The sequence below is a fragment of the Micrococcaceae bacterium Sec5.7 genome, assembly GCA_039636785.1.
Classification (GTDB): Bacteria; Actinomycetota; Actinomycetes; order Actinomycetales; family Micrococcaceae; genus Arthrobacter.
The window spans coordinates 994,266-1,019,015 of record CP144169.1; the positions used below are offsets into that span (position 1 = coordinate 994,266).

21 protein-coding genes, 1 other RNA gene and 2 pseudogenes are annotated in these 24,750 nt (G+C 63.1%); 13 read left to right on the plus strand and 11 right to left on the minus strand.

The window, feature by feature from the left end:
- Position 1: 1 nt before the first annotated feature.
- The gene (locus tag V3C33_04590; GenBank protein ID XAS69641.1) at positions 2–811 is read right to left on the minus strand and encodes a Fic family protein; all 810 of its coding nucleotides are present in this window, start codon (positions 809–811) and stop codon (positions 2–4) included.
- On the minus strand, positions 730–1,227 hold the full coding sequence (locus V3C33_04595) for a hypothetical protein (protein XAS68590.1): 498 nt from the start codon (positions 1,225–1,227) through the stop codon (positions 730–732). The genes V3C33_04590 and V3C33_04595 overlap by 82 nt, the downstream gene beginning before the upstream one ends.
- Before the next feature lie 287 nt (positions 1,228–1,514).
- Between V3C33_04595 and ffs the strand changes: the two genes are divergently transcribed.
- The 4 genes from ffs to V3C33_04615 all read left to right on the plus strand — a co-directional run bounded on the left by ffs (position 1,515) and on the right by V3C33_04615 (position 5,849).
- Positions 1,515–1,611, plus strand: an RNA gene (gene ffs, locus V3C33_04600) — signal recognition particle sRNA small type.
- Positions 1,612–1,644: 33 nt separating this feature from the next.
- Positions 1,645–4,605 (plus strand): DNA polymerase III subunit gamma and tau, encoded by a 2,961-nt coding sequence (locus tag V3C33_04605; protein ID XAS68591.1) that lies wholly within the window; start codon positions 1,645–1,647, stop codon positions 4,603–4,605.
- Positions 4,606–4,651: 46 nt separating this feature from the next.
- Positions 4,652–5,251 carry a recombination mediator RecR gene (gene recR / locus V3C33_04610; GenBank protein ID XAS68592.1) on the plus strand — a complete coding sequence of 200 codons (600 nt, stop codon included), beginning with the start codon at positions 4,652–4,654 and terminating at the stop codon, positions 5,249–5,251.
- A gap of 22 nt (positions 5,252–5,273) precedes the next feature.
- On the plus strand, positions 5,274–5,849 hold the full coding sequence (locus V3C33_04615) for a GNAT family N-acetyltransferase (protein XAS69642.1): 576 nt from the start codon (positions 5,274–5,276) through the stop codon (positions 5,847–5,849).
- Positions 5,850–6,102: 253 nt separating this feature from the next.
- On the opposite strand, the gene V3C33_04620 is transcribed toward V3C33_04615, so the two are convergent.
- Positions 6,103–7,239, minus strand: a complete 1,137-nt coding sequence (locus V3C33_04620; GenBank protein XAS68593.1) for an ABC transporter permease subunit — start codon at positions 7,237–7,239, stop codon at positions 6,103–6,105.
- Positions 7,236–8,207 (minus strand): ABC transporter ATP-binding protein, encoded by a 972-nt coding sequence (locus tag V3C33_04625; protein XAS68594.1) that lies wholly within the window; start codon positions 8,205–8,207, stop codon positions 7,236–7,238. Before V3C33_04625 ends, V3C33_04620 begins: the two co-directional genes overlap by 4 nt.
- A 213-nt stretch (positions 8,208–8,420) precedes the next feature.
- Between V3C33_04625 and V3C33_04630 the strand changes: the two genes are divergently transcribed.
- On the plus strand, positions 8,421–9,779 hold the full coding sequence (locus V3C33_04630) for an aspartate kinase (protein ID XAS68595.1): 1,359 nt from the start codon (positions 8,421–8,423) through the stop codon (positions 9,777–9,779).
- 6 nt (positions 9,780–9,785) lie between these two features.
- Here V3C33_04630 and V3C33_04635 read toward each other — a convergent pair whose 3' ends face one another.
- Entirely contained in the window at positions 9,786–9,992 is a 207-nt protein-coding gene (locus V3C33_04635; GenBank protein ID XAS68596.1) for a hypothetical protein, read from the minus strand.
- 161 nt (positions 9,993–10,153) lie between these two features.
- Positions 10,154–10,378, minus strand: coding sequence for a hypothetical protein (locus V3C33_04640; protein XAS68597.1), 225 nt, complete (start codon positions 10,376–10,378; stop codon positions 10,154–10,156).
- A gap of 85 nt (positions 10,379–10,463) precedes the next feature.
- Between V3C33_04640 and V3C33_04645 the strand changes: the two genes are divergently transcribed.
- Positions 10,464–10,937 (plus strand): MarR family transcriptional regulator, encoded by a 474-nt coding sequence (locus V3C33_04645; protein XAS68598.1) that lies wholly within the window; start codon positions 10,464–10,466, stop codon positions 10,935–10,937.
- Positions 10,938–11,046: 109 nt separating this feature from the next.
- Here the strand turns inward: V3C33_04645 and V3C33_04650 are convergent, their stop codons facing one another.
- The gene (locus V3C33_04650; protein ID XAS68599.1) at positions 11,047–14,073 is read right to left on the minus strand and encodes a S8 family serine peptidase; all 3,027 of its coding nucleotides are present in this window, start codon (positions 14,071–14,073) and stop codon (positions 11,047–11,049) included.
- Between the two features lie 256 nt (positions 14,074–14,329).
- On the opposite strand from V3C33_04650, the gene V3C33_04655 reads away from it, so the two are divergent.
- From V3C33_04655 to V3C33_04665, 3 genes are read left to right on the plus strand one after another with little or no spacing between them, the layout of a single operon-like run.
- Entirely contained in the window at positions 14,330–14,893 is a 564-nt protein-coding gene (locus V3C33_04655) for an SSI family serine proteinase inhibitor (protein ID XAS68600.1), read from the plus strand.
- A 22-nt stretch (positions 14,894–14,915) separates the two neighbouring features.
- Positions 14,916–15,866 (plus strand): 3-methyladenine DNA glycosylase, encoded by a 951-nt coding sequence (locus V3C33_04660; protein XAS69643.1) that lies wholly within the window; start codon positions 14,916–14,918, stop codon positions 15,864–15,866.
- Positions 15,859–16,206, plus strand: coding sequence for a serine protease inhibitor (locus V3C33_04665; GenBank protein ID XAS68601.1), 348 nt, complete (start codon positions 15,859–15,861; stop codon positions 16,204–16,206). Before V3C33_04660 ends, V3C33_04665 begins: the two co-directional genes overlap by 8 nt.
- Before the next feature lie 84 nt (positions 16,207–16,290).
- Here V3C33_04665 and V3C33_04670 read toward each other — a convergent pair whose 3' ends face one another.
- Positions 16,291–19,413, minus strand: a complete 3,123-nt coding sequence (locus tag V3C33_04670; GenBank protein XAS68602.1) for a S8 family serine peptidase — start codon at positions 19,411–19,413, stop codon at positions 16,291–16,293.
- Positions 19,414–20,100: 687 nt separating this feature from the next.
- On the opposite strand from V3C33_04670, the gene V3C33_04675 reads away from it, so the two are divergent.
- Positions 20,101–20,649, plus strand: coding sequence for a hypothetical protein (locus V3C33_04675; GenBank protein XAS68603.1), 549 nt, complete (start codon positions 20,101–20,103; stop codon positions 20,647–20,649).
- Positions 20,650–20,875: 226 nt separating this feature from the next.
- On the opposite strand, the gene V3C33_04680 is transcribed toward V3C33_04675, so the two are convergent.
- Positions 20,876–21,241 carry a hypothetical protein gene (locus V3C33_04680; protein XAS68604.1) on the minus strand — a complete coding sequence of 122 codons (366 nt, stop codon included), beginning with the start codon at positions 21,239–21,241 and terminating at the stop codon, positions 20,876–20,878.
- 309 nt (positions 21,242–21,550) lie between these two features.
- Between V3C33_04680 and V3C33_04685 the strand changes: the two genes are divergently transcribed.
- From V3C33_04685 to V3C33_04695, 3 genes and pseudogenes are all read left to right on the plus strand, one after another.
- Positions 21,551–21,847, plus strand: a complete 297-nt coding sequence (locus V3C33_04685; protein XAS68605.1) for a transposase — start codon at positions 21,551–21,553, stop codon at positions 21,845–21,847.
- 17 nt (positions 21,848–21,864) lie between these two features.
- The gene (locus tag V3C33_04690) at positions 21,865–22,536 is read left to right on the plus strand and encodes an IS3 family transposase (GenBank protein XAS69644.1); all 672 of its coding nucleotides are present in this window, start codon (positions 21,865–21,867) and stop codon (positions 22,534–22,536) included.
- Positions 22,537–22,836: 300 nt separating this feature from the next.
- Positions 22,837–23,151: pseudogene (locus tag V3C33_04695) on the plus strand (IS3 family transposase).
- A 41-nt stretch (positions 23,152–23,192) separates the two neighbouring features.
- On the opposite strand, the pseudogene V3C33_04700 reads toward V3C33_04695, so the two are convergent.
- Both V3C33_04700 and V3C33_04705 read right to left on the minus strand, forming a co-directional pair.
- Positions 23,193–23,723, minus strand: a pseudogene (locus V3C33_04700) (DUF4158 domain-containing protein).
- Positions 23,724–23,801: 78 nt separating this feature from the next.
- Positions 23,802–24,374 carry a recombinase family protein gene (locus tag V3C33_04705; protein XAS68606.1) on the minus strand — a complete coding sequence of 191 codons (573 nt, stop codon included), beginning with the start codon at positions 24,372–24,374 and terminating at the stop codon, positions 23,802–23,804.
- Between the last annotated feature and the right edge of the window lie 376 nt (positions 24,375–24,750).

Sequence of the window (24,750 nt, forward strand, 5' to 3'; positions counted from 1 at the left end):
TTCATTCAGCGTCACGCAGAATCCGCGGCAGGAAGCGCATTTCGTCGAGTTGCCGGACCAGGAGAGTGGTCAGCTCGCTGGGTGCCAGCCGAAGCCGGTAGGTGCGTTTTCCGTCCCCTATCGGTTCTATGATGCCTCGGTCTAACAGCCTTCTGATGCTTTGGCTTCGCGTTGCCCGGGACCCCGGAAACGCTTCTTCAAGGTGGGCGGCCTTCGCCTCAATTTTGCGCGCGATGATAGCCAGAGCCTTTGCCTCTTCGGCCGTGAAGCGTGCTGATCTAAGACCCCGGGAAATCGCCGGCAGCAATAGGCCCTCGGTCACAAAGTCCTGTTTTCCCAAAAGCGACAATTTTCCGAGATCCGCAATCAGCCCTTCCAGAACATAACTTGACCAGCGGATCAGGGCCTCAGGCTCCAGCGAATCAGCGTCCCCCAACCTCTCGTAGTACATTTCTCTGTTGTCGCCAAAGACCGCGGTGGGGTTCAGCGCTCTGTAACCCACGGCTTCGGAGAATCCTTGCCGCCTCATTGCCGCATATGTCAGCAGCCTGCCGACGCGCCCGTTGCCATTTCCAAACGGGTGGATCCACACGAATCGATGATGGGCAAGTGCTATCTTCAGAAGTTCGTAGTTCTGGTCAACGTCCTCGTTGATGAAATCGAGCAGGGCGGTCATGTCGCTGTGCACGTCTCCGGGAGACGGCGGCCGGTGGGCCGATCCGGTAATCGTTACGTCGGAAAGCCGGTAAGCCCCAGGGGTTCGGTCGCCTTCCCCGTAGGAACTTTTTGAACGATCTTTGTGGACCAGAATTTCCCCGTGCGCCCTGCCACCTTTGCGGTGGCGCCCTGGGCCGACCCACCGAGCAGGACGGACAGCAACAAGGTCCGCTTCCGCTCGATGTCGGTGATCGTGACGCCGTGAACCTCCGCCAGCGCCAGCACGTACAAGGCCGTCCAGTTCATTGTCGCGACAGCTTCGCCGCCAGACACGGCCAACGCCACCGCTGTTCCAACCCCGGGGACCGCCGCAGTAATACCCGTGGCAACACCCTGTCCGGTCATGAGGTTCACGAAATCACGGTCCAGAATCGTCACGAGCTTCTCAACAGACGCGTCCGGATTTTTCCTGTGGAGCTGGTCACCACGAGCCTTGGACAATCTGCTGGCGAAGCTGATCGCCGTATCGATCAGTTCGGACGCCGGCGACGGTTTCTTTTCGTCATTCATTCAGCAATCTCCAAGTGCGGCAAGTTTCTCACGATCCTATTCGTCTCCACCGACACCGTGACGATCCGCTTGATGAGGTCGATGATGTAGCGGGGGTCGCCCACCTCACGGCAGTAGTCGTTGGGGTCGTTGCTGATCTGCGATTCCTTGTGCGTGGTGACTTGGTAGCGGTCCAGGATCCACTCGAGCGCGGGCTTGCCCGTTGACCGCAGCCGGCCGCGTCGTACATCTGTAATCCTTGTGGGCCAGCGGATTCGAGGGGCGCCGGAACTTCGGGTAAGCTTGTCGACGGCCCCTCATGTGGCGTCATCCTGTTGAACTCCCCCAGGACCGGAAGGTAGCAAGGGTAGATGGGCTCTGGCGGGTGCATGAGGGGTCTCTTATTTAAATGTCAGTCCCTATAGGTAGGTTTTCCCTGTGACTGTTACTACCGCTCTTTACCGCAGGTACCGCCCCGATTCCTTCGCGGACGTTATCGGGCAGGAACACGTCACGGAGCCGCTCATGACGGCCCTGCGCAAGAACCGCGTGAACCACGCCTATCTCTTCTCCGGACCCCGCGGCTGCGGCAAAACCACGTCCGCCCGCATCCTTGCCCGCTGCCTGAACTGCGCCGATGGGCCTACGGATACGCCCTGCGGAAAATGCCCCAGCTGCATCGAGCTGGCCCGCGGCGGCTCGGGTTCCCTGGACGTCATCGAGATCGACGCCGCCAGCCACGGCGGTGTGGACGACGCCCGGGATCTCCGCGAGCGTGCCACCTACGCCCCGGTCCGCGACCGCTACAAGATCTTCATCATCGATGAGGCCCATATGGTCACCTCGGCCGGCTTCAACGCCCTGTTGAAGATCGTCGAAGAGCCGCCGGAACACATCAAGTTCATCTTCGCCACCACGGAGCCGGACAAAGTCATCGGCACCATCCGGTCGCGCACCCACCACTACCCCTTCCGGCTGGTGCCGCCCGAGCCCCTCATGGCTTACCTGGAACTGCTCTGCAACCAGGAAAACGTTCCGGTCGCACCTGGCGTGCTTTCCTTGGTGATCCGTGCCGGCGGCGGCTCCGTCCGTGACTCGCTGTCCGTACTGGACCAGCTGATGGCCGGCGCCGGAGCGGACGGTCTGAACTACGAGCTCGCCGTCGCGCTGCTCGGCTACACCCACGCTTCCCTGCTGGATGATGTCATCGAAGCCGTGGCCGCCTCCGACGCCGTCACGGTGTTCCGCGCCGTGGACCGCGTCATCCAGACCGGCCATGATCCCCGCCGCTTTGTGGAGGACCTGCTGGAGCGCTTCCGCGACCTCATCATTGTGCAGGCCATGCCGGAGAGCGCACAGACTATCCTCCGCGGTGTGCCGGCGGACCAGATCGCCCGGCTGCAGAACCAAGCCCATAACCTCGGCGCCGCCGAACTGTCCCGCGCCGCGGACGTCACCAACACCGCCCTCACCGAAATGACCGGCGCCACGTCACCCCGCCTGCATCTTGAGCTGCTCTGCGCCCGCATCCTGCTGCCCAGCTCGGAACAGACGGAACGCGGCATTGCCGCCCGGATTGACCGCGTTGAGCGCCGGCTGAACTATGCCGGGAACGACGTCGGTGCTCCCGCAACGGCCGTTGCGCCTGTCGCCGCCCCGGTGGCTGCGCCTGATGGGGAACGGCCTGCGCAAACCCCCGCCCCGATGGTTGAGCCTGTGGCAACCCGCGCACCGCGACAAGATCGATCGCCAGAGGCCGCAGCCCGGCCCACACCGGCACCGGCGGTTGAGCCCGTCGAACCCCCAGCGGCGGAGACACGCCAGCCGCTCACCGCACCACGGATCAGCACCAACGACTGGCCAGTGGACGAGGCAGCTGGAACCAAGCCCGCAGAACCCACTGGATCTCGACAAGCTCGATCACCGGACGTCGAAACCCGGCCCGCGCCCGCACCGGTGGTTGAGCCTGCCGAAACCCCTGGATCTCGACAAGCCCTATCACCAGCGGTCACACCCGCTCCAGCAAGCTCAAGTGCCGACGTCGAGGTCCTTCGCCGGGCCTGGCCGGAAGTCCTGCAGACGCTCTCGAAAATCAAGCGCAGCACCTGGGCGCTCGTTGAGCCCAACGCCCAGGTGGGCCAGTTCGACGGCCAGGTCCTGACGCTGGCCTTCACTACCCCCGGCCTCGCCGGTGCCTTCGGCCGGGCCGACCATTCCGAGAACCTGCGTCAGGCAATCCACAAAACCATCGGCATCGACTGCCAGATCACGGCGGTTGCCGGTGGCGCAGAGGGTTCAGCGAGCTCTGAGCCAAACCCAAAAGCACCCGCTAGCCGGGATGTCCCGGTCACGTCCACCGATGCCGGCTGGGGCCTGACGCCCGAGGAGCAGAGTCCCTCGGCGGCCGCAGTTCCACCCGTGGCTCCGGCACCAGCACCGCTTCCCGCAGCAGAGCCAGAAGCCACGGCTTACGAATCGCGGGCGACGCCACCGGCATCGCTACCATCGGCCTCGCTTTCTTCGGCGGCGCCGACTTCGGCCGCACCACCGGCGGAAGCCGCACCTGAATCCCCATCCGGGGCAGGCGAAGCGGCCCGAGCCGAGCCAACATCTGTGGAACCAGATCAGAAATCCGAGACTGCGGGATCTTCTTCGTACTCGGACGGCGACTGGGGCCCCCCACGGGACGAGGACGCCCCGCCGCTGGACGAGGAACCGCCCATGGACTGGGATCCCTCGGCGCCCGTTCAATCCATGCCTGCAACGGCCCCGGCCGACACAGAGAAGACCAGCACGGCCAAGCCTGCCGCCAGGACACGCACCACGTCCAGACCCAAGTCGGCCACGTCGGTTTCACCCGTTGCAGCCGAAAAGCCGGATACCTCCCAGGATCAGTGGGCCCGCGCGGTAGAGCAGGCACCGGGTGTGTGGCTCATCGGCGCTGGCACCAACGTCGGCTCATATTCCAGGCCCCCGGTGCAAGATTCGGAACAGGCCGCCACGCCAGAGCCCGCCGCGCCGCACTACGAACCGGCCGCAGCCCAGATGCCGCAGGCGGCTCCGGCTCCGGCAGAGGCACCCGTTTACGCCATGGCAGCCGCACCGGCTCCGGCAGCTCCGCTGGAAGCGGCGCCTGCCACCTCGCCGTCGGCAGCCGCCGCCCGGCAGAGCCTGTACCAACGCCTGTCCAACAGCCCCGAGGCCGAGGCCGGACGCGCCAAGGCCCCGGCGCGCACGGCTGTCGCCGGTACAAAGTACGTCCAGGACATCCCCAGCGCCGACGATGAAACCATTGAGGAATCGGGAGTCTTTGGCCGGGCCGCCGTGGAGCGTATTCTAGGCGGAAAGCTGATCGAGGAACGTTCCCTCGACGGCAGCCCGTTGCCGGCCCGCTTCTGAGCTGGCCTGACCCACCAAACATCCCAGTCCAGTTAACGAGGAAATTGTGTACGAAGGTGCAGTTCAAGAGCTGATCGACGAGCTCGGCCGCCTTCCCGGCGTGGGGCCCAAGTCCGCCCAGCGGCTGGCCTTCCACATCCTCGAAGCCGATCCCCAGGACATGAAACGCCTGGTGGACGCCATCACCATGGTCAAGGAACGAGTGAAATTCTGCACAGCCTGCGGCAATGTCACCGAGCAGGAGCTGTGTAATATCTGCCGGGACCCGCGCCGCGATCCGTCCATCATCTGTGTGGTGGAAGAGTCCAAGGACGTCCTCGCCGTTGAGCGGACCCGGTCCTTCCGTGGCCGGTACCACGTGCTGGGCGGGGCCATTAACCCGATCGCCGGAATCGGCCCGGAACAGCTGCGGATCCGCGAACTCCTCACCCGGCTCAACGACGGCGCCATCCAGGAAATCATCATTGCCACAGACCCCAACCTTGAGGGCGAAGCCACCGCAACGTATTTGGCGCGCATGCTCAAATCAATCGGTATCGCCGTCACCAGACTCGCCTCCGGTCTGCCGGTGGGCGGGGACCTCGAATACGCGGACGAAGTCACACTCGGCCGAGCCTTCGAAGGCCGCCGCAACGCCCTGACGTGATCCGATAGCGCGGGCCGTGACCATGGACCAGATCACCCCGATCCTCACCGAACGCCTGGAATTGCGTCTTCTAACGAGCGACGACGCCGGCGCCGTCCACCGCTTCCGCGGTCACCATGGCGCCACCCTGTACCTGTCCCACGATGCCTTGTCCCCCGAGGAAAACCGCGCCCGGCTGGTCGAACTGGTAAAACATGCGGAGGCGTCAACACCCGAGTGGTTCCACTTCGGCTGGGCCGTTGTACTGAGGGCAACGGGCGAGCTAATAGGCGACTGCCGGACGTGGAACACTTCGGAGCCGCCATTGCCAGGCAAGATTCCTTCGGACTATTCAAGCCTGGGCTACGTCCTCCACCCGGACCAGCACGGCAAAGGCTACGGCCGGGAGGCCGCCGCTGCCATGCTGCATTGGTTGTTCTCGAACCGGGATATCAGAACGGTTTATGCCGGTGTATACGAACCCAACACCGCTTCCCGGAACCTGCTGGAAAGTCTGGGCTTCGCCCAGGACCATTTCTTTCCGTTGGGGCAGGGCAGCGGAGGTAAAGGGTTGCCGGCATGGCGGTACCGCCTTGACCGGCCAACCAGGATCAGCTGATGGCGGCCCGCCTCACCGCCAGCAGGATAACCATCATGAACAAGACACCCATTCCCCAGGACGCCAGTATCACAGCGGAAGCAGCCAGCCAGAGGGCCAAGGTCCATTGTGGTCTTGATCTTCGGCCACCCTACGAGCCTCCAATCCGATGGACATGCCCAGCGCCAGCAGTCACGAAGCGACGTGTTGGCCATACGTCCGATCGTGGTGCCGGGCCAAGGGCATGTCCAGAGGTGGGGAATGACCCTAAGGTCTAGGCGATCCTGGTCCCCCGGGCCAGCTTGTGCGCCGGTGTCCGCAGCGAACGCCAGCCGAGCCACATCAGCAGCGCGGACAGCGCCAGCTGCAGGCCAAGGCCCAGCGGCCACATAGGTGTGGTCTGCCCAAGATATTGCGGTTTCGGCTCTCCGTTGGCACACGGGTAAGTGCCCTCAGGCCCGGCCAGAACGAAGCGTGCACCCTGGCTGATGCTTTCGATCGTGCCGCCCGGGTAGTAGCCCTGCTGACCCGTCCGGTCAGGGTATGGAATGGCATCGGCCACCACCACATACGGGTTCATGGCCAGCAGCCAGGCAATGCGCTCAGTATGGGCGGCGCTTTGCTCGCGGAGCGGGCCGGCACAGGTGTATTCCGGCGTGCCAATCCCAGGCGCGGCCTCGGCGTAGTTCCCGTACTGTGGCTGGTTGGCCATCACCGAACCCTGCGTCAGCCCGACGCCCAGCCCGAACGCAATGAGCGTGCCGAACACCAGCCCGGCGACCGCCAGATACGTGATCACGATCGAAAACAGCGGACGACCTGCGAGCGCTGAAATCCCCACCCCCACGGCGCAGACAACACCGACTTCAATGGCCAGCATCAGGAGCGCCACAAATACGTGACCGGGAGTCATCCCGCCCAGCACCACCCCGATGATCAGGAACGGTGTGCTGGCCGCCAGGAATGCGAGGGCGGCCAGCCAGGCCGCGAAGAACTTGCCCCACAGCAGCTGGCCCGGGGTCAGCAGCGTGATCTGCAGAATCGCCAGAGTACCGCCGGCGCGGTCCCCGTTAACGGCGTTGGCGGACAGGGCGGGCGCCACGAGCAGCGCAAAAAGCAGCACAAACGCCAGCACCACCTCAAAGATCATGGACCCGGGGCCGGCGGGCTGGGCAGGCACGTATTCCGCATAACCGCGCTGCATCTCCTGGCTGGCATTCCAGCTGGCCCACGTCAGCCACGTGACGATGCCGGTCAGAACGAACCAGATGCCAAGCATGATGTACCAACCGCGAGAACGCATCCGCTGCTTCAGCTCCAGGACCACAACGTCCCGGATGCCGCCGAAGTACTTGGCCGCGCCTGACGGTGCGGCAGCCGGATGCGGCTGGATTTCGGTCGTCTGGATCATCGTCGTCCCCCTTCGAGGTTCATGTACGTCTCTTCAAGGGCACCCGAGGCGGGAGCGAAGGAACTGACCACAACGTCCGCCAGTACCAGTTCCCGGAGGAGGCGCGCGGCGTCGTCGTCATTCATCAGCATGAGGCTGACAGCCGGGCGCCGTCCGTTCTCGTTACGGAACGCCAGCCCGAGTTCGGTGAGTTTGGCCGCCAGGGCCGGCCCGTTGGAAGCAGCGATGGCGTAGCGCCGGCCCGTGGCGGACGCTTCCTCAACGGTCTGCTGCCTGACCGTGCGGCCCTGGTTGACGAACACCGCACCGTCCGCGATTTCGTCCAGTTCGCTAAGCACGTGTGATGAAACCACCACTGCCTTGCCGGCAGCAGCAAGCCGACGGAGCATATTGCGCAGTTCCACCCTGGATCCCGGATCGAGGCCGGAGGCCGGTTCGTCGAGGAGCAGCACGGACGGATCGTGGATCAGGGCACGAGCCAGGCTGAGCCGCTGCTGCTGGCCGCGGGACAGCACCCGTGCCGGCTGGTCCGCCAGCTCCTCAAGGCGTACCAGTTCCAGCATCTCAGCCACCCGGGGAGCGATTCCGGCCTTGGGAAGCCGATAGAAACGGGCCATCTGGGTGAGGATCTCACGCGCCGTCAGCGACTCCCAGACGCCCAGGGTGTCGGGCATCCAACCGACCTGCATGCGAACTTCGGCGCGGTGGTCCTGCGGGTCCAGTCCTCCGATGGCGATGGAGCCCGAATCAGGCGCCAGCAACGACGCCAGCATCAGGAGCAGCGTGGTCTTGCCGGCTCCGTTGGGCCCGATCAGGGCCGTGACCTTGCCGGCCGGAGCATGGAAATCCATGTTTTCGACGGCGTGGACTGAACCAAAACTTCGGCTCACGGCCGTCGCGGTGATGCCGCCGGATTTCCTGCCGGCTGCCTGCGGCTGGCCTGCCGCCGCTTCCTCAATTACTGCCATGCTTCGAACACCTGTCCCCCGAATATTTCAATGCATACTGACTATCTGATCGTACGCCGGGCCTTCCGGCGCCGGAATCCACCCGCGGGCTAAGATTCGGTCACAATTCAACGCCGGGCGGCAGTCGGCGATAAACTGGGCTGACAAGTTACGCCGTCGCGCCGTATGGCCGCCTGGCCCCAGAACGCCGATAGATTCAGTGAAGGTGCGCGCATGAGTATGCCCACTACCGAAATGACAACCGAACCGCAGCCACAGGAGAAGCCTGCCCCCGCCGCCGTCACCAAGCAGCTCATTGTGCAGAAGTTCGGCGGATCCTCTGTTGCCGATGCCGAAGGAATCAAGCGGGTTGCCAAGCGGGTGGTGGATGCCCAGAACGACGGCAACGAGGTTGTTGTGGTTGTCTCCGCCATGGGAGACACCACTGACGAGCTCCTGGATCTTGCAACCCAGGTCACCGACTCTGCCCCGGCCCGCGAGATGGACATGCTCCTGTCCGCCGGCGAGCGCATCTCCATGGCCCTGCTGGCCATGGCCATCAACAAGTTCGGCGCCTCCGCCCAGTCCTTCACCGGCTCCCAGGCCGGCATGATCACCGACGGCATCCACGGCAAAGCCCGGATCATCGACGTCGATCCCCACCGCATCCGCACCGCCCTGGACAAGGGGCACATCGCCATTGTTGCCGGCTTCCAGGGCATGAGCCGCGCTACCAACGAAATCACCACGCTGGGCCGCGGCGGCTCGGATACCACGGCCGTAGCCCTCGCCGCCGCGCTGGAAGCGGACGTCTGCGAGATCTACACCGATGTGGACGGCATTTACACCGCTGATCCCCGCGTGGTCCCGACAGCCCAGAAGATCGACCGGATCTCCAGTGAGGAAATGCTGGAGTTGGCCGCGTCCGGCGCCAAAATCCTTCACCTGCGGTGCGTTGAGTATGCGCGGCGCTTCGGCGTGCCGCTGCATGTCCGTTCCTCATTCAGCCAGAACGAAGGCACCTGGGTTATGCCCAGCGCCGATGACAAAATCACCACTCAAGAAGGAGTTGCCTTGGAGCAGCCAATCATCTCCGGCGTTGCACACGACCGCTCCGAAGCCAAGGTCACCGTGGTAGGCGTGCCGGACATCCCCGGCAAGGCTGCCGCGATTTTCCAAGTGATCGCAGACGCCCACTCGAATATCGACATGATCGTCCAGAACGTGTCCACCCACGGCACGGGCCGGACCGATATTTCCTTCACGCTGCCCATTGTTGAAGGCGCTGACGCCCTGAACGCCCTGCGTGCGGCACAGCAGGAAATCGGTTTTGAGAGCATCGAGTACAACGAGAAGATCGGCAAGCTGTCACTGATCGGTGCAGGCATGCGCTCACATCCCGGCGTCTCGGCCAGATTCTTCGCTGCTCTGTCGGCAGCGGGAATCAACATCAACATGATCTCCACTTCGGAGATCCGCATCTCCGTGGTGACGCACGCCGACCTCCTGGATGACGCCGTCCGCGCCATCCACAAGGCATTCGAGCTGGACAGCGAGGACGAAGCAACCGTTTACGGCGGCACCGGCCGCTAGGCCGCGCTACTTGGGGTCGTCCCTGCGGACTGCGTAGTGGTGGCCTTCAGAATCGGTCTCCACTTCAAAGTGGGCCAGATCCTCCTCCGAGGCCAGCTCGAAGTCGTCATGCCTGTGTACGACCGGCGTATCCGTATCACTCCGTGTTGCGGGGCCGAAGAAAAACCGCAACCTATCGGTGCGCTGCATGAAGCCGCTCAATGCATGTCCCACATTCCCACCCCCTTCCCTGCTGACAGATCCAGCGAAACCGGGACCGAGTGGTGCCAGTGCCCCTATTTTACGCCCGGGGGCGGATAAAGGATCTGCGATCGACTGCTCCGTAAGTGCCGTTATGGAGCCGCATTAGGGCCGTCACGGAGCAATCGATGGCTTCAGCGGAGTGATTTGTCGTCCGGGTTCTTGGGCACAACGTAGGTGCTGCCGTCCGGCCGGTGCAGGGTTTCCCACTGCTGGCTTTCGGCCTCGCGCTGGGCAAGGAGCTTCCGGTTTTCCTGGGTCATGTCGTGAACCAGGGAACTGCGGTTGGCCGGGCCGAAAATCGCCCGGAGCTTGCCGGTTGCCCGCATGAACCGCTGTGAGGCGTTTTCTCTTCCCACTGCCTACCACTCCTTGATCAGAACCAACTTCCTGACGCCAATGTACACTAATGATTAGTGTACTAACTATTGGAAGGGAGTTGGAATGACTGATGTCACGGAAGCCACGTCCGGGAATCCGGCCACGGATGACGATCTCCTGCTGGAACACCAGTTGTGCTTCGCACTGACGGTAGCTTCCAGAAGCGTGGTGGGCGCCTACAAACCTGTGCTGGACCGGCTGGGCCTCACCCACCCGCAATACCTGGTGATGCTGTGTCTCTGGGAATCGAGCCCCCGCACCGTCCGGGAAATCAGCCATGCCCTGGCCCAGGAACCCGCCACCATTTCGCCCCTACTCCGCAGGCTCGAAGCCGCAGGGCACCTCACCCGCCGCCGGGTGGAAGGAAATGAGCGGTCCCTCGCTGTGGAGCTCACGCCCAGCGGTGCGGCGTTGCGCCAACAGGCCACGGAAGTTCCCGGCGCCATGATGGCCAGGCTGGGCCTCACCCGCGAACAGGTAGCGCAGCTGCACACCTCCATGATGGGTCTGATAGCCGCCACGAATTCAGCTTCCTGACGGAAGCGATGGCCAAGAACGCTGGCTAAGAACCCTTACAGCGCCCGACGGCGGCCCGCCCCTCCCAAGGTGCGAGCCGCCGTCGTACTTGTACTGCTGGAGTTGCTCTTTAGGGGGCCTTAACCGTCAGGTTGAGCTGGGTGGAAGCACCGTCGCCGAAACGGACGACAGCAACCCAGTTGCCTGCTGCCAGCCCCGACCAGCTGGCGGTGACCTTGCCGGAGTGGCCGTTGGCCAGAGTCAGCGGGTCCGGCAGGACTTTCAAATTGCCCGCGTCGCCGCCGAGGAGCAATGCCTCAACGGTGGCAGCTGTCGCCACACTGCCGGGGCTGCCGAACAGGTTGCTGACAACAGTCCAGTTACCGGCCTCCGGGTCGGTGACAGACACCGATTCGCTGGCTGCGCCCGTGGCCGACGTATGCTGAACCCCCGTCGGCGAAAACACAAAGAGATCGAAGTCCGCCGCCGGATCCGCGGAGTTCACCGAGAACTTCGCCAGCGAGGTCCCGGCCGCGACGTTGAAGACACGGACGTCGTTGGAGGCGTTCGCGGTGCTGGCGGCGGGGCCCGGCACCAGACTGATCGGTGCGGTGTTGGCCTTGGCCAGCCCCTTCACTGTGATATCGATCGGCGCCGAAGTACCGGCGGTGACAGGGATCTCAACGCTGCCCGTTCCGCCGGAGCTCGCATCCACGCTTTCAGGCGCAATGACTGTCACGGGACGGACGGCCACGGGGGACCTGACCGTATTCGTGGCAGAGGTCCACGTCAGCGATCCTGTGGTGAACTCGTTCAGTGCAGCGCTGGTGTTGGTGAACTCCACCTTGAAGGTTGCCGTCTGGCCTTCCTTCAGTCTCAGCACGGATGGAGTGACCTCGGCGTTGATGCCCGGAACCTCCACGGAGGCCCTGTACGTTCCGGCCGTCAGCGCCGTCACCCTTCGCGTCACAGTCTGGGCGCCGGTCAGGCGGCCCAGGCCGATGGACGGCAGGTTGACATCCTTGGCGGCGATGGGCGCAACATGCAGTTCGTTGCCAAGACCCTGCAGGAAACCGACCCAGTCTCCGATTCCGGCGTCGTAGACCAGCCCCGGTGTGGCAAGGCGGGCCGGATCAATGTGCCCCGCGCCCTGGGCGAAGACATCATGGACCTTGGCCCCGCTGGGATCAACCAGATCGTAGGCGGTGGTCATCATGGCGGACTTCACCGTTGCCGGGGACCAAAGCGGGTTTCTGCCCAGCAGCAGGGCACCGAAGCCGGCGATGTGCGGGGAAGCCATGGACGTACCTGACAGGAAGCCGAAGTTCTCGCCGCGCGCGCCGATCGGTGAGACTGCGGCAAGTACAGCGACACCCGGAGCCGTGACATCCGGCTTCAGCAGGTCGCCGTTGGACGCGAGCGATGGCCCGCGCGAGGAGAATCCGGCAATCTGGGGCACCGGCGGTGCCGGCCTACCGCTCGTGTCGGTCGCCACGAGATTGGCCGTCAGAGTGGGATCCGCCTGGACGACTGCCTTGATTTCGGGACTGTCCAGGTGGACCGTGGGAACGCTGTGCAGGTCCGTATCCAGCGAGCTGGGCGTCAGGTTCACGAGCACCATACCCACGCCGCCGGCACGCTTGACCTCGGCGCTCTTGGCCACACGGTCAACAACGCCGCGGTCGCAGACCACAATCCTGCCCGCGGTCTTTGCGGGATCCAGGGTACCCGGCGCACACAGTGCGGCATTGGCATTCGCGGCGGCTGCTGCCTTCACAGCCACTGCCAAGGCGATCCGCTTGCCGGTGACTCCGGAGCTCATCACGCTGGCGCCGGCATATTTGTTGCCGTTGGAAAGTTCCACCGTGCCGCGCAGGCTGTTGTTGTGGGTTGAGGCCGCAACGCTGGTGAGCCACGGTCCGGCATGGTTGACGGAGTTGGGCTGTTCACCGGAGTTGCCCGCCGAAGCTGCGACAAAAATACCTGCAGCCGCGGCGTTGAGGAAAGCAATGGACACGGGATCTTCAGTGGAATCGTTGTTGCCTGAGATGGAGTAGTTCAGCACATCCACACCGTCGGTGATGGCGTCCTCGATGGCCTCCACGCTGCTGGACCCGAAGCAGCCCGTAGTCGCCGGGGTGGTGCCTTCCCAGCAGATCTTGTAGACGGCGATCTTCGCAGCCGGGGCAACACCCGAGCCCTTGCCGAAGGTGCGGCCGCCAACCACCTGGGTCACATTGCTGTTGCCGGCGGCAGTGCTGGCAGTGTGCGAGCCGTGGCTGTCGACGTCGAGCGGTGAATAGGATTCCTGCGGTGCCCGCAGCTGTGGCGGGACAGCCGCCTTGAATGCTGCGTCGTAGAAGCGTGCGCTGATGACCTTGCTGTTGCACTCGTTCCCGCCGAAGTGGTCACCGGTTTCACAGTCCCCCACAAAGGTGGTGCCGTCAGCCTTGAGCATGGCGATCTTGTTGCCTGCTGCTTTGTACGGCTCTCCGACCTGCGAGTTGCCCGAGCGCGGTTTGACCTTTTGGCCGGCGAAGAACGGATTAGTCGGGGTATAGCCGGTGTCCAGCATTCCAACCACGATGCCCTTGCCGGCATTGCCTGCGCCCTTGTATTGCGTGGCCCAGACTCCGTTGTTGCCTGGCAGACCTAGAAAATCGGTGCTGGAGTAGTCCACCTTATGCAGGGTGTCCTTGACCACGGCCGCTACGCCACCATCCTTGGACAGTGCCCGTGCCTGCTGGGCCGAAAGATCGGCACTGAAGCCATTGACGGCCAGGGTGTAGCTCCCGGCGACGGCCACCCCCCTGGCGGCGGCGAGCTGGTTCTGCTTGGACTTAAGGTGCTCGGAGTACTTCCGTGAATTGGCGGCGGCGGCGTCGAGCTTTTTACCCTTTGACACGGCAGTTCCGGGAAGCCCGGCCACACCGCCCGTGTAGGTGGCCAGCGGTTTGTCTTTGAGCATCACGATGTAGTGTCCGGCATCGAAGGAAGTTTCGCTTTTATGAGTGTCGCCGTCACCTTGTCCGGAGCCCGGCGCGGCCAGAGCAGGCACTACCAGACCTTGGCCGGCGATCATCGCCAGGCCCAATGTGAATGCGGCCGCCACACGGATGATGCGGCCTGGGCGGAAGTCCTTCTGCTGGTGCGACATTCGGGGACTGCCTTCCATCGGGGCGGACCGGCGGAGTTGCCGGTCCCACGAACTGGACGATCCGCCCCGCAGCGGAGCCGCCCCCAGCGTGACTTGCCTCACATCCAGTTATGTAAGAAAGATACCTGACAGCAGCTAGAGAATCGAGACTCTGGGATTAGTAATGTGCGGCCGTTCCGGACGTCTTCAATTGCTGGCACCCGTACGGCCTGAACGGCTTGGCGATAAGATTAGGAGAAACTGAGGAGACCCGGAAATGCGCAAGCTCTTGATCCAGGCGTTGCTCGCCGCTGTTGCTGTCTGCGGGCTGGCAGCGTGCACTCCCGGCACCGGCACCCAGGAACCGTCGGGTGGTGCCACCTCCACGAGCACTCCTTCCAGCTCGCCATCGGGAACCACTCCAGCGCCTGACTCGGAATCAACTGTTCCTGCGCCCTCACCGCCGGCTCCCCCGGCCCCGTCTGCTGCTCCAGGGGCCGGAAATGCGGAGCTTTCGATCATGGTCAAGCCATCCGACACTGAGCCCGCCGTCAACTACACCCTGGTGTGCAAGGACGGCATCCCGGTAGCCGAAAGCCAGCACCCCAACGCCGCTGCTGCCTGCACCGCGCTGAAGAACAACGCCGCGCTCCTTAGCCCGGCCCCGCGCGGCAAGGACGTCGCCTGCACCGATCAGTACGGCGGGCCGCAGCAGGCCACAGTCACAGGAATTGTGGACGAAACGCCCGTAAACGCTTCCTTCTCCCGGACTGATGGCTGCCAAATCGGCGCGTGGGACGCCGCCAAGGATGTCCTGGGAACAGCCGGTGGAGCTGTCTGACCCTGTGCCCTCTTTGCAGATCATGGCGCAGCATGAATGGCTCGCGGCCGAGTCCGCACATCACCAACGCGTCCGCCGGTATGCCGAGCCCTACCTTGCCCGCCGCTCCGCCGGTCGAAAGCACCCGGTTGAGGACTTCCTCTTCACGTATTACACCCAGAAGCCCGGCCAGCTCATGCGCTGGCACCCGGGCCAGGGTGTTGTGCTTTCCGGCGCTGACACTGCCGCCCGTTCCGGCTGGAAGTTCTACCGGGCCCTCAACGACGGCGAACTCGCCGTTGCCGGGCTGCCGGCAGGCAGCGCCGCAGTTGCGTTCGACCGCACTGCGTTTCTCGCTGAGCGGCAGGACGCACTCCGCTTTGCAGAAATCATCCTGCGTGGGACGGCAGCCCGCCCTGCCCAGTTCGGCTGCTTCGGGTTGCACGAATGGGCAATGGTGTACCGGCAGGATAAGTTCCAGCTACGGCACGAATACCTTCAGCTGCGGCTCGGTGCGGAAGGCACGGACCGCGTGGTGGAGGACAACAGGATCCGTTGCTCCCACTTTGATGCATTCCGCTTCTACACACCGGACGCGGTGCCGCTCAATGAGCTGACGCCCAGCCGCGAAAACCAGCGGACCATGGAGCAACCGGGCTGCCTCCACGCCAACATGGACCTCTACAAGTGGGCCTACAAGCTCTCGCCGGCGTTGCCGAGCGAACTGGTGATGGACTGCTTTGAGCTCTCATGGCGCGTTCGCGCCATGGATATGCAGGCGTCGCCGTACGATCTGGCGGAGTGGGGGTACCCCGCAATCCGTATCGAGACTGCCGGGGGCAAAGCAGCGTATGTTGAACACCAGCGGGCGTTCTCAACCGAGGCGGCCGTGCTCCGGGAGCGTCTCACCCAGGCGCTGAAGCCGCTTATTTCGGCAGTAGGGACACAGCATGAGTCAGCCCACCGCAGGCAATCCCGTTCAGTCCATGATTGATCTGCACATAAAACTCACGGAGGCGCCGGGGGCACGCGAGTACGAATTCCGGCTCGTGGCGGACGGCAGCTCCCCGGGCGCAGCGTCAACCGTCCTGGATCCGGACGCCGCATTGGAGGCCGTGGAAAAGTTCGGTGAGGACATCTTCTTCCCGAAGCCGGGGCCGCCAAAACTGTGCACCCAGCAATATGGCGGACCCCAGGTGGCCGTTGTTACCGGGCATTTCAAGGGGCGCCAGGTGAACGCCCGTTTCAAACGCACAGACGGCTGCGAGATAGCCCGCTGGCGGGCGCTGGCCCCGCTGTTCGGCGCCAGCGCAGGCTCCACAGGAGAAATTTAGTAGCACCCGGCAGGGAATTAGACCAGGCCAAGGCAGAGGGCCGGTGGATCTGATAGATCCACCGGCCCTCTGCCTGACTATGAACTAAAGCTGCATGTTGGCGTTGCCCGAGAATTCAGGCAACTCCTGCTTCTTTTTCTCCTTCTTGGTCTTGTCCTTCTTATCCCTTACATCCTTCTTGTGGCTGTTGCCGTCGCCGGTATCTCCATCGTTCTGCTCGTCATCCGGAACAACGGCAGTGCCGCCAGGGGTGACAACCACGGAGATGAACGTCGGGGCGTTGGAGCCGCCGTACGTCACACGCCCGATGTAGGAGCCAAGGGCCAGGTCCTTCCAGTTGAGCGAAAGGACGCCAGATTTGCCATTGGCCAGCCGCAGCGGGTTGGGAGTCAGCGTTGCGTTGCCCACGTTGGATCCCAGCACGGCAGCATCAACCGATGCCTTGGTAGCCCGCCCGTTCGGGCTGGCATACAGATTGACGTAGACCGTGTAAACGCCGGCCGCCGGGTTCTGCACCGAAAGGAATTCGCTGGCGGATGCCGTCTGCGCCGTCAGGACCTGTCCCGCAGGGGTGAAGACCACCATGTCGAAGTCAGCTGTCTCATCGGAAGAGAAGACGGAGAACTTCGCCAACGGGGCGCCGGCTGGAACAGTAACTTCCTTTTCAAAGTTGGAAGCATCCGAGGCCAGAGCCAGCGGTCCGGGAACAAGCTCGATCGCCGAGGCATCAGCTTTTGACAGGCCATCGAGCTTGACGCTGATCGGCGAGTTTGAGCCCGAAACAACAGGAATGTCGCCCTTGCCTGTGCCGCCTTCTGAGGAGAAGGCGATGTTTGCCGGAGCGAGGACGGGCTGCGGCCGGACTGCGACAGGCGAGGCAACATTCTTGCCCGCGCCCTGCCAGACCAGGCTGCCCATGGCGAACTGGCCGAAGGCCGCATTGGTGTTTTCGAAGCTGACCTTGAAGGTGCGCTTTTCGCCCGGGGCACTGAAGTTAAGGACCGACGGCGTGACCGTCACATTGACGCCCGGAACGCTGGCCTTCGCACGGTACAGGCCCGGAGTCAGGGCAGTCACTGTGCGCGTGACCTCGATCTTGCCGGTCAGGGTGCCCAGCCCGAACGACGCGAGGTTCATGTCGCGCGGTTTGGTAATACCCAGATCCGGCATACCCAGGTCAAGGCCCGTGCCCTGGATGAACTTCAGGTAGTCATCCTCAGTGGCGTCGTAGACCAGGCCCGGATCCAGCACCCTGGCCACATCCACTTGGCCTGCACCGGTGGCCAAGACATCCTTGTTCTTGGTGCCGTCTTCGTTCTTGACGTCAGCCGCGGTGGTCATCATGGCCGACTTGACCGTGGCCGGGGACCACTGCGGCTTCTTGGCGAGGATCAGGGCGGCGAAACCGGCAACATGCGGAGAAGCCATGGACGTACCGGACATCATGCCAAACTGGTCTCCGCCTGAACCGATCGGCGAAACGCCCGCCAGGACCGCAACGCCGGGAGCAGCAACGTCCGGCTTGAGCAGGTCAGAGCCCGTAGCGATCAGCGGGCCGCGGGATGAGAAGCCTGCGAGCTGCGGCTGCGGAGCAACCGGCAGGCCGGTAGTGTCCTTGTTGACGAGGGAAACCTTGATGCCCGGATTGGCCGCGATTTTGTCCTTGATCTGCTGGGTTGCAGGCGGGTTCACATGCACGGTGGGCACCGAGTGACGGTCCACGTCTTCCGAGGAGGACGTGACGTTGGCCAGGATCATGCCCACACCGCCGGCACGCTTGACTTCGGCACTCTTGGCTGTGCGGTCAACAACACCGCGGTCACAGACCACAATCTTGCCGGCAACCTTAGTGGCGTCCAGGGTGTTGGGAGCACACAGTTCAGGCCTGGCGGCCCCGGTTGCGGCCGCATTAGCAGCGAGCACCACGTTGCTGGCCGGAATGCTGTTTGACATCAGGCTGGCGCCGCGGAACTTGGTGCCGTCCGCGAACTCTGCCGTGCCCTGCAGCTCAGTGGAGAACGAGCTGGCGGCAACGGTGGTCAGCCACGGCGATCCATGGTTGACAGTGGTGGCGGTGGGCCCGGAGTTTCCCGCGGACGCTGCCACAAACACACCGGCTGATGCGGCCGAAAGGAAGGCCAGGGCTACCGGGTCAGTGGTGGTGGAAGTAGTCCCGGAGATGGAGTAGTTCAGGACATCCACACCGTCCAGGATTGCCTGATTGATGGCGGCAACGGAGGAGGAGCTGTAGCAGCCACCGGTGTCCGGGTTGTCATCCTCCCAGCAGATTTTGTAGATGGAGAGCTTGGCAGCCGGGGCCACCCCGCTGGTGATGCCCATGTCCCGGGCGCCGAGGTTGGCGTGCACATTGGCGTTGCCTGCGGCAGTGCTGGCGGTGTGGGTGCCGTGGCTGCCCACATCCACGGGGGAGAGCAGCTCCTGGGGAGCACGGTGCTCCGGTGCTACATACTTCAGGAAGTCATCAGCGAAATACCGGGCGCTGAGAACCTTGGAGTTGCAGGCACTGCCATCGAAGGCCGCCCCGCTGCCTTCGCCCTTCTCGCACTCGCCAAGGAAGGTGTCGCCGTCGGACTTGAGCATGGCGATCTTGCCGTCGTCCGTGCGGTACGGCACCCCAACCTGCGGTTCCCCCGTCAGCGGCTGTACGTCCTCGCCCGCGAAGAACGGGTTGGAGGGGGTATAGCCGGAGTCGATCACGCCCACAACCACGCCTTTGCCTGCGTTAGCCTGTCCGCCGAAAGCGGTGTTCCAGGAGCCGCTGGCGCCGCTGAGCTTCAGGAAGTCCGTGGTGGAGTAGTCCGGAGCGTTTTCAGTGTCAGGTGCAACAACCAGCACATCTGGATCCTTGGCCAGCTTCACGGCCTGATCAGCCGTCAGATCAGCGGAGAACCCGTTTATGGCGGCGGTGTACTTGCGCTTGATTTGAATGCTTTCCTGCTTGGCTACTTCGTTCTGCTTCGTTTCGAGGTGTGCTTGGTACTTCTGGACGTCTGGCCGGTCGGCGTCCAGCTTGCGGCCGGTCTCGGGCTTGGTGGCCTTGAGCCCGGGGGTGCTGCCGTCATACGTGGCCGCGGGCTTTTCGGCCAGCACCACTATGTAGCGACCCGCCTCGTAGTCCTTGGGATCGATGTTTTTCTGCTGGGCCGCTGCAGCCTGCCCCTGTAGAGGAGCGGCAGTGGCTGGCATTACGGCTACGGATGAAAGGAGCAAAGGCAAGCCGACAGACAATGCCGCTGCTTTCCGGAACCCCTGGCTTCGGAAGAAGCTCTTTCCTGCTGATTTCACGAGTGATTTGAACCTTTCATAAGGAACGGTCCCGGCGACGTTGCCGGGCACATGCGGCCGGGTAGGCGAGAAATGACAGATTTTGTCAGCCCAGCGAACGTCAGCCGTTACAACAGTACAGACTGAGAGGTAGATATGACATAGAACACAAACCATATCCATGGGAGTCACGCATATTAACAAGCCGTTAACAACAGCTGCGGGCCGATGGGTTCCACGCGGGACAAAATCCACACCCGCCTTCCGGCTGAAGCCGACGCGGCCGGCGGCCCCAACAGTCCGCAGTTCTCCTTTGCCCACGACGTAGTGCGCCCCCTGCAGAGAGTCCAAGAACCTGCTCATCAAAGTCCATTCCGGGGCGGGGGTTCCTTTCGTATTGTGGAAGCGGGCGCACTTCCAGTGGATGCTGGTCCGCACCGGGCTGACGTCGCCGGGAGGTGACCCTGCTCTGGGAAGCGTTCCCGGGCCGCAGTTCAACGCAATGTGCCGCCATCCCGCGTTGCCGGCTGGTTTACCTGGTTTCTCGGTGAGGACGCATTCCTTCACCGCCGCAAGATCATCCGCCATCCGTGGGCCGCGAAAACGGTAATGGCCCGGTTTCCTGACCCCCCAACGAACGCCGCCAAGGACAGCACCGGAACGCCGGTGACCCCCAGCCAGTACACGCTGATCAACCCGGCGACTCCGCTGTCCCTGAGCAACGGCAAAGGATTGACCGTCCAGGCCGCCACGGACTCCCCCCGGATCATCTCCTACAATCTGAACGGCAAATCATTGTCCGGGCAGGCGGACGCCTCCAGCTACACCTCCACTTTTGCCGACGTTCCCAACGTCACGATTTCGTCTGCCATCACGGTGACCACGAAGAATACCGTTGAGGTTGCGGTGACCCGGATCGACGGCAGCGCAGCAGCCACCATCGATCAGCTCTCCATCCCGAACCAGGCGCTGGTCTCGGTGGATTCCTCGGACTCCAGGTCCGCGCTGGCGCGGACAAAAATCTCGACGGATTCCACCACCACGGCCGACCAGTTCGTCTCCATCGCCGGGTCCTCGAAAATTGAGGCTTCCCCGGTGGGCACCCCCTATGGATTCGTCAGCAACTCCCAGCTCTCCGCCGGCATCATCACCTGGTGACAGACTTCCAGAAGCTTCGGCACCGGCGACGGCCCATGCCGCTGCGGTGTAGTAATCGACTCGGTATGCCCGGTTCGGAAATCATGACTACACGCGGACGGTGTGCGTCAAACGGACTTGCAGCCAGCTCCGTAAGGCGTTCGTAGAAATGCGCATGCTACTGGCCCGAGTCCGCCAATGATGCCGATGGGCTTCCAGACGCCGTTCGCTTCATCAGCAAGGCGTTCTATGTTGATCGCCTCTTTCCGCTCGCGGGGACCAGTTGGGTGACGCGGCCGCCGGCCTGCCATTCTGTGATCACGACGGTACCCTCGCTCGTGACTGCGATGCCGTCGGGGCTCCGGAAGCGGCCCGGGGCGGTCTTTGGCCTCGTGATGGCACCCCTGCGTCGGATATTGGGCCAATCAGGTGATCGTCGGCGGAGGTCGCCGCCTATCCGCCCGATGACCTGATCATCGGCGTCGAATATGGCAAGGCTCCCGTGAAGCTCAGTGACCCATAAGCGGTTTCCGTCGACGGCGAAACCCGACGGGCTGGAGAGGATGCCCTGTCCAATCGTTCCGAGGTAACGGCCCTCGAGTGACATCGCCACGATCCGCCGGTTTCCCCTGTCGGCGACAAGGAGCTGTGGAGGCGTTGCCCGGATGCCGACAGTAATACCATGTGGCTGCTTGAAGGCGATGCCGCTGTCCTGTCCATCGCTGGTCCACAGCAGTTCTGCGTCAGGGGAAAAACAGTGAACGAGGCTCTGGCCGTACCCATCGGCAACCCAGAGCCGTCCTTCAGAGCCACGTCCATAATCGTGCAGCGCGACCCCGCAGGGGCTCCACCGGTTCGGGGCCTCCAGTCGCTGTGCGGCCGTATGGTTTTGTGAGACAGCTTGATAGGAGCTCTTTCCCGCATGACCGATCGTAAGAAGTACACGCAGCAGTTCAAGGATGAGGCTGTTGAGCTGGTGATTTCCTCTGGCCGTCAGATCTCACAGGTGTGTCTGGAGATAGGCGTCCTTGAAGGCACGCTGGGGAACTGGGTGCGCAAGTACCGGGAGAATCATCCGGATCGGGTAACCGCTGGCCAGGAGAAGGCGCCGGTGTCTTGGGAGCAGCATCAGAAGGCGCTGGCTGAGATTGCCAGGCTGAAGCAGGACGTCGATTTCCTGGGAAAAGTCAGCGCCTTCTTTGTTGCGAAGCAACGGTAGAGGATTTCTACGAGTTCATCGAAGCAGAGAAGGCGAATCATCCGATCGCCTGGTTGTGTCGGGTCCTGAAGGTATCCCGGGCCTCTTTCTACCGGTGGCGCAACCCCGCGGGTCCTTCCCCGCGGGCCGTCCGGCACCAGCGGCTGGTTGCCGAGGTTACTGACCTGTTCGAGAAGGAAAAGGGCCGCGCTGGCCGTGACCAGCTGACCCTGATGCTCAATGCCAAGGGCGTGCAGGTCTCCGCCCCCACGGTCGGGGCGGTCATGCGCGAGCAGGGCCTGCGGGCCGTACGCACCAGGGCGTGGAAGCAGACCACCGTGCAGGACCCGCAGGCCAAGACCGCGCACATCCGCAACCACATGCTCGATCAGGACGGGAAGCGGGACTTCACCTCCACGGTGCCCGGTGCCCGTCTCTGCGGGGACATCACGTATCTGCGCACCGGCGAGGGATGGCTGTATCTGGCAACCGTGATCGACCTGTGCACGGGCATGATCATCGGCTGGGCGATGGCCGATCACATGCGCGCCAGGCTCTGTACCGACGCGCTGGCAATGGCCCGTGACCACGGGTATCTCGAAGCAGAAACAACGGTGTTTCACTCTGATTATGCCGAGGAAGTCGTTAAGCCGAGGACTGGCTCTGTGGGCCCGTATTTCCGGGGGTTTGTGCCTTGTTCCTCGGCTTAATGTTTCGTGGGTCATCTGGAGTGTCGAACTTTTGTAGGTTGTTGTCGCCAGACCAATTCTCGTCAGTGAGACTGGCTGATGGAGGAATCGGCGGTATCCAGCCATATTTCGCCATGCCCAGCGTGACGAATGTATGAAGGCGTAAACGGTGGGGATACCTTCGCGATGGAGAGGGGCCAAAGAGCGCCTAATCGTTAAGCCGAGAAAACTACCCCGGAGTCCCGAAACGACGTCGCAACAAGCCCGACATTCGGCTTAACGATTTCCTCGGCTTAATCCGAGTTAAGCCGAATTCGGCTTAACTCTGATCGGGGCTCCCAATACACCTCTGGCGAATTCCAGAAATGGTGCGCCGGGAACCGCGTCACCCAGTCCATGGGAGCCGTCGGGGTGTGCTGGGACAACTCAGTCGCCGAAAATTTCTTCTCACACCTAAAGACCGAGATGTACCACCATCACACCTTCGGCAACCGGCTCGCCGCTAGAACCGCTGTCATGGAATATATCGAGGGCTGGTACAACCGCCGCCGGCCAAACCGGCGGGCCGGCGGCATCCCTCCGGCAGAAGCCCTCGCCACCCATCAGACCCGTGCCCAGGAACCCCTGGCCGCGTAACTCGAATCAACCACGAACTGTCTCAAGAACTTGACGACCGCAATTCTCCGGTTTGCCCTGGTCAGGGCCTGTGCACATGCCCTCTCAAGAATCCCGACCCCAGGCAAGGCGACTTTCCTTGCCTGCAGGAAGTCTCTCGCGCTTTCGACCAGGACCAGACCTTTGTCTGTTTGTGCGGCCACCTCGCCGACATGATCCACGAGTCCGCGGAAGTCCGCGACTCCGAACGCAGACATGCTCAGGTACGAACGGAGCTCCCGCCCATGTTCCTGCCGTGTTTCCTCGCGGGACCCATATTCTCCCCAGGCCTCCGGCGAAACGGCCAGATGCGATGCCATCCATGAAATGACCTCCGGGGACACCTTGGTATCTTCGGCCATCCCGATTCCCGGGTATCGCAGGAGGCACAGTTGGACGGCAAAGCCCAGCCTGTTCGCTTCTCCGCGACGCTGCCGGATCAAGGACATATCAGCATCACTGAGCGTGTAGCGGGCTGCCAGGTCCTCGTCTCCGGTGGGTGTTGCCAGGATCTGGCCACGCTCGGCAGCCGTGAGCAAGGAACGTAGAGCCACCTCAGAAGTCCTTATCTGCTAAATGGTCTTGCCCCACGGACCTGCCGTCGTCGTGCTCTGGCGTCGAAGAACCGCCGATCATGGTTTCGCGAGGTGCCGGTAGATGGTGGGCCGGGTGACGCCGAATTCCTGGGCGATGTGCTCGACGGTATGGGCACGTTTCCCGTCGGGGCCTTTTTCTTCATACATTTCGCGGGCAAGCTTGACCTGCCGGGGACCGAGTTTTGGTTTCTGGCCGCCGGTCCGGCCCCGTGCACGGGCCGCGGCCAGCCCGTCCCGGGTTCGTTCGGACATCAGGGAGTGCTCGAATTCAGCGATCGAGCCGAGGATCTGGAAGAACATCCGCCCAATGGAGGTGGAAGTATCGATGCCCTGGTCAAGAACCACCAAATCCACACCGCGCCCCTGCAGGGTGTTGGAGAGTTCGATGAGGTTTTCCAACGACCGGCCGAGCCGGTCGAGTTTGGTGACGACGAGCTGGTCGCCGGCCCGGTTGACGGAGAGCAGGGCTTTGTCGAGCTCCGGTCTGCGGGCCAGTTTTCCTGAGGCTGTGTCGATGAATATCTGCTCACAGCCAACAGCGAGCAGCGCATCATGTTGGGCCTCAGGATGCTGTTCATGGGTGGAGACCCGACCGTATCCGATTCGCATCACCAAAACGTATCACTAACCTTGGTGGACGTTACATAGGCGAGTACACGGGAAGCATTACAAAATGGGCCCCGCGTTTCCGCGACTTGCTGAACATGCTCCGGAGTGTCTCGCGAACGATCGTTACCGAACACGCCCACCAGCCTTAGCGCCAGTTTCCGCGCATTGGTCCCGGCCTCGTCTTCGCACAGGTGCAGCAACCGGTAATGGATCGATCCGGAATTCATCTTGCCTCCGCCTTCATCACAGAAGAGGACCGGGCCGGCGACTTTGAACCGAGGACGGACTTCGGCCAAATACCAGTGGAGAATCAGACTGGACTGCTATGGGGATTTCGGACAGTGGGCCCTCCTAAAATGGGGGTTCCATTGAAAGT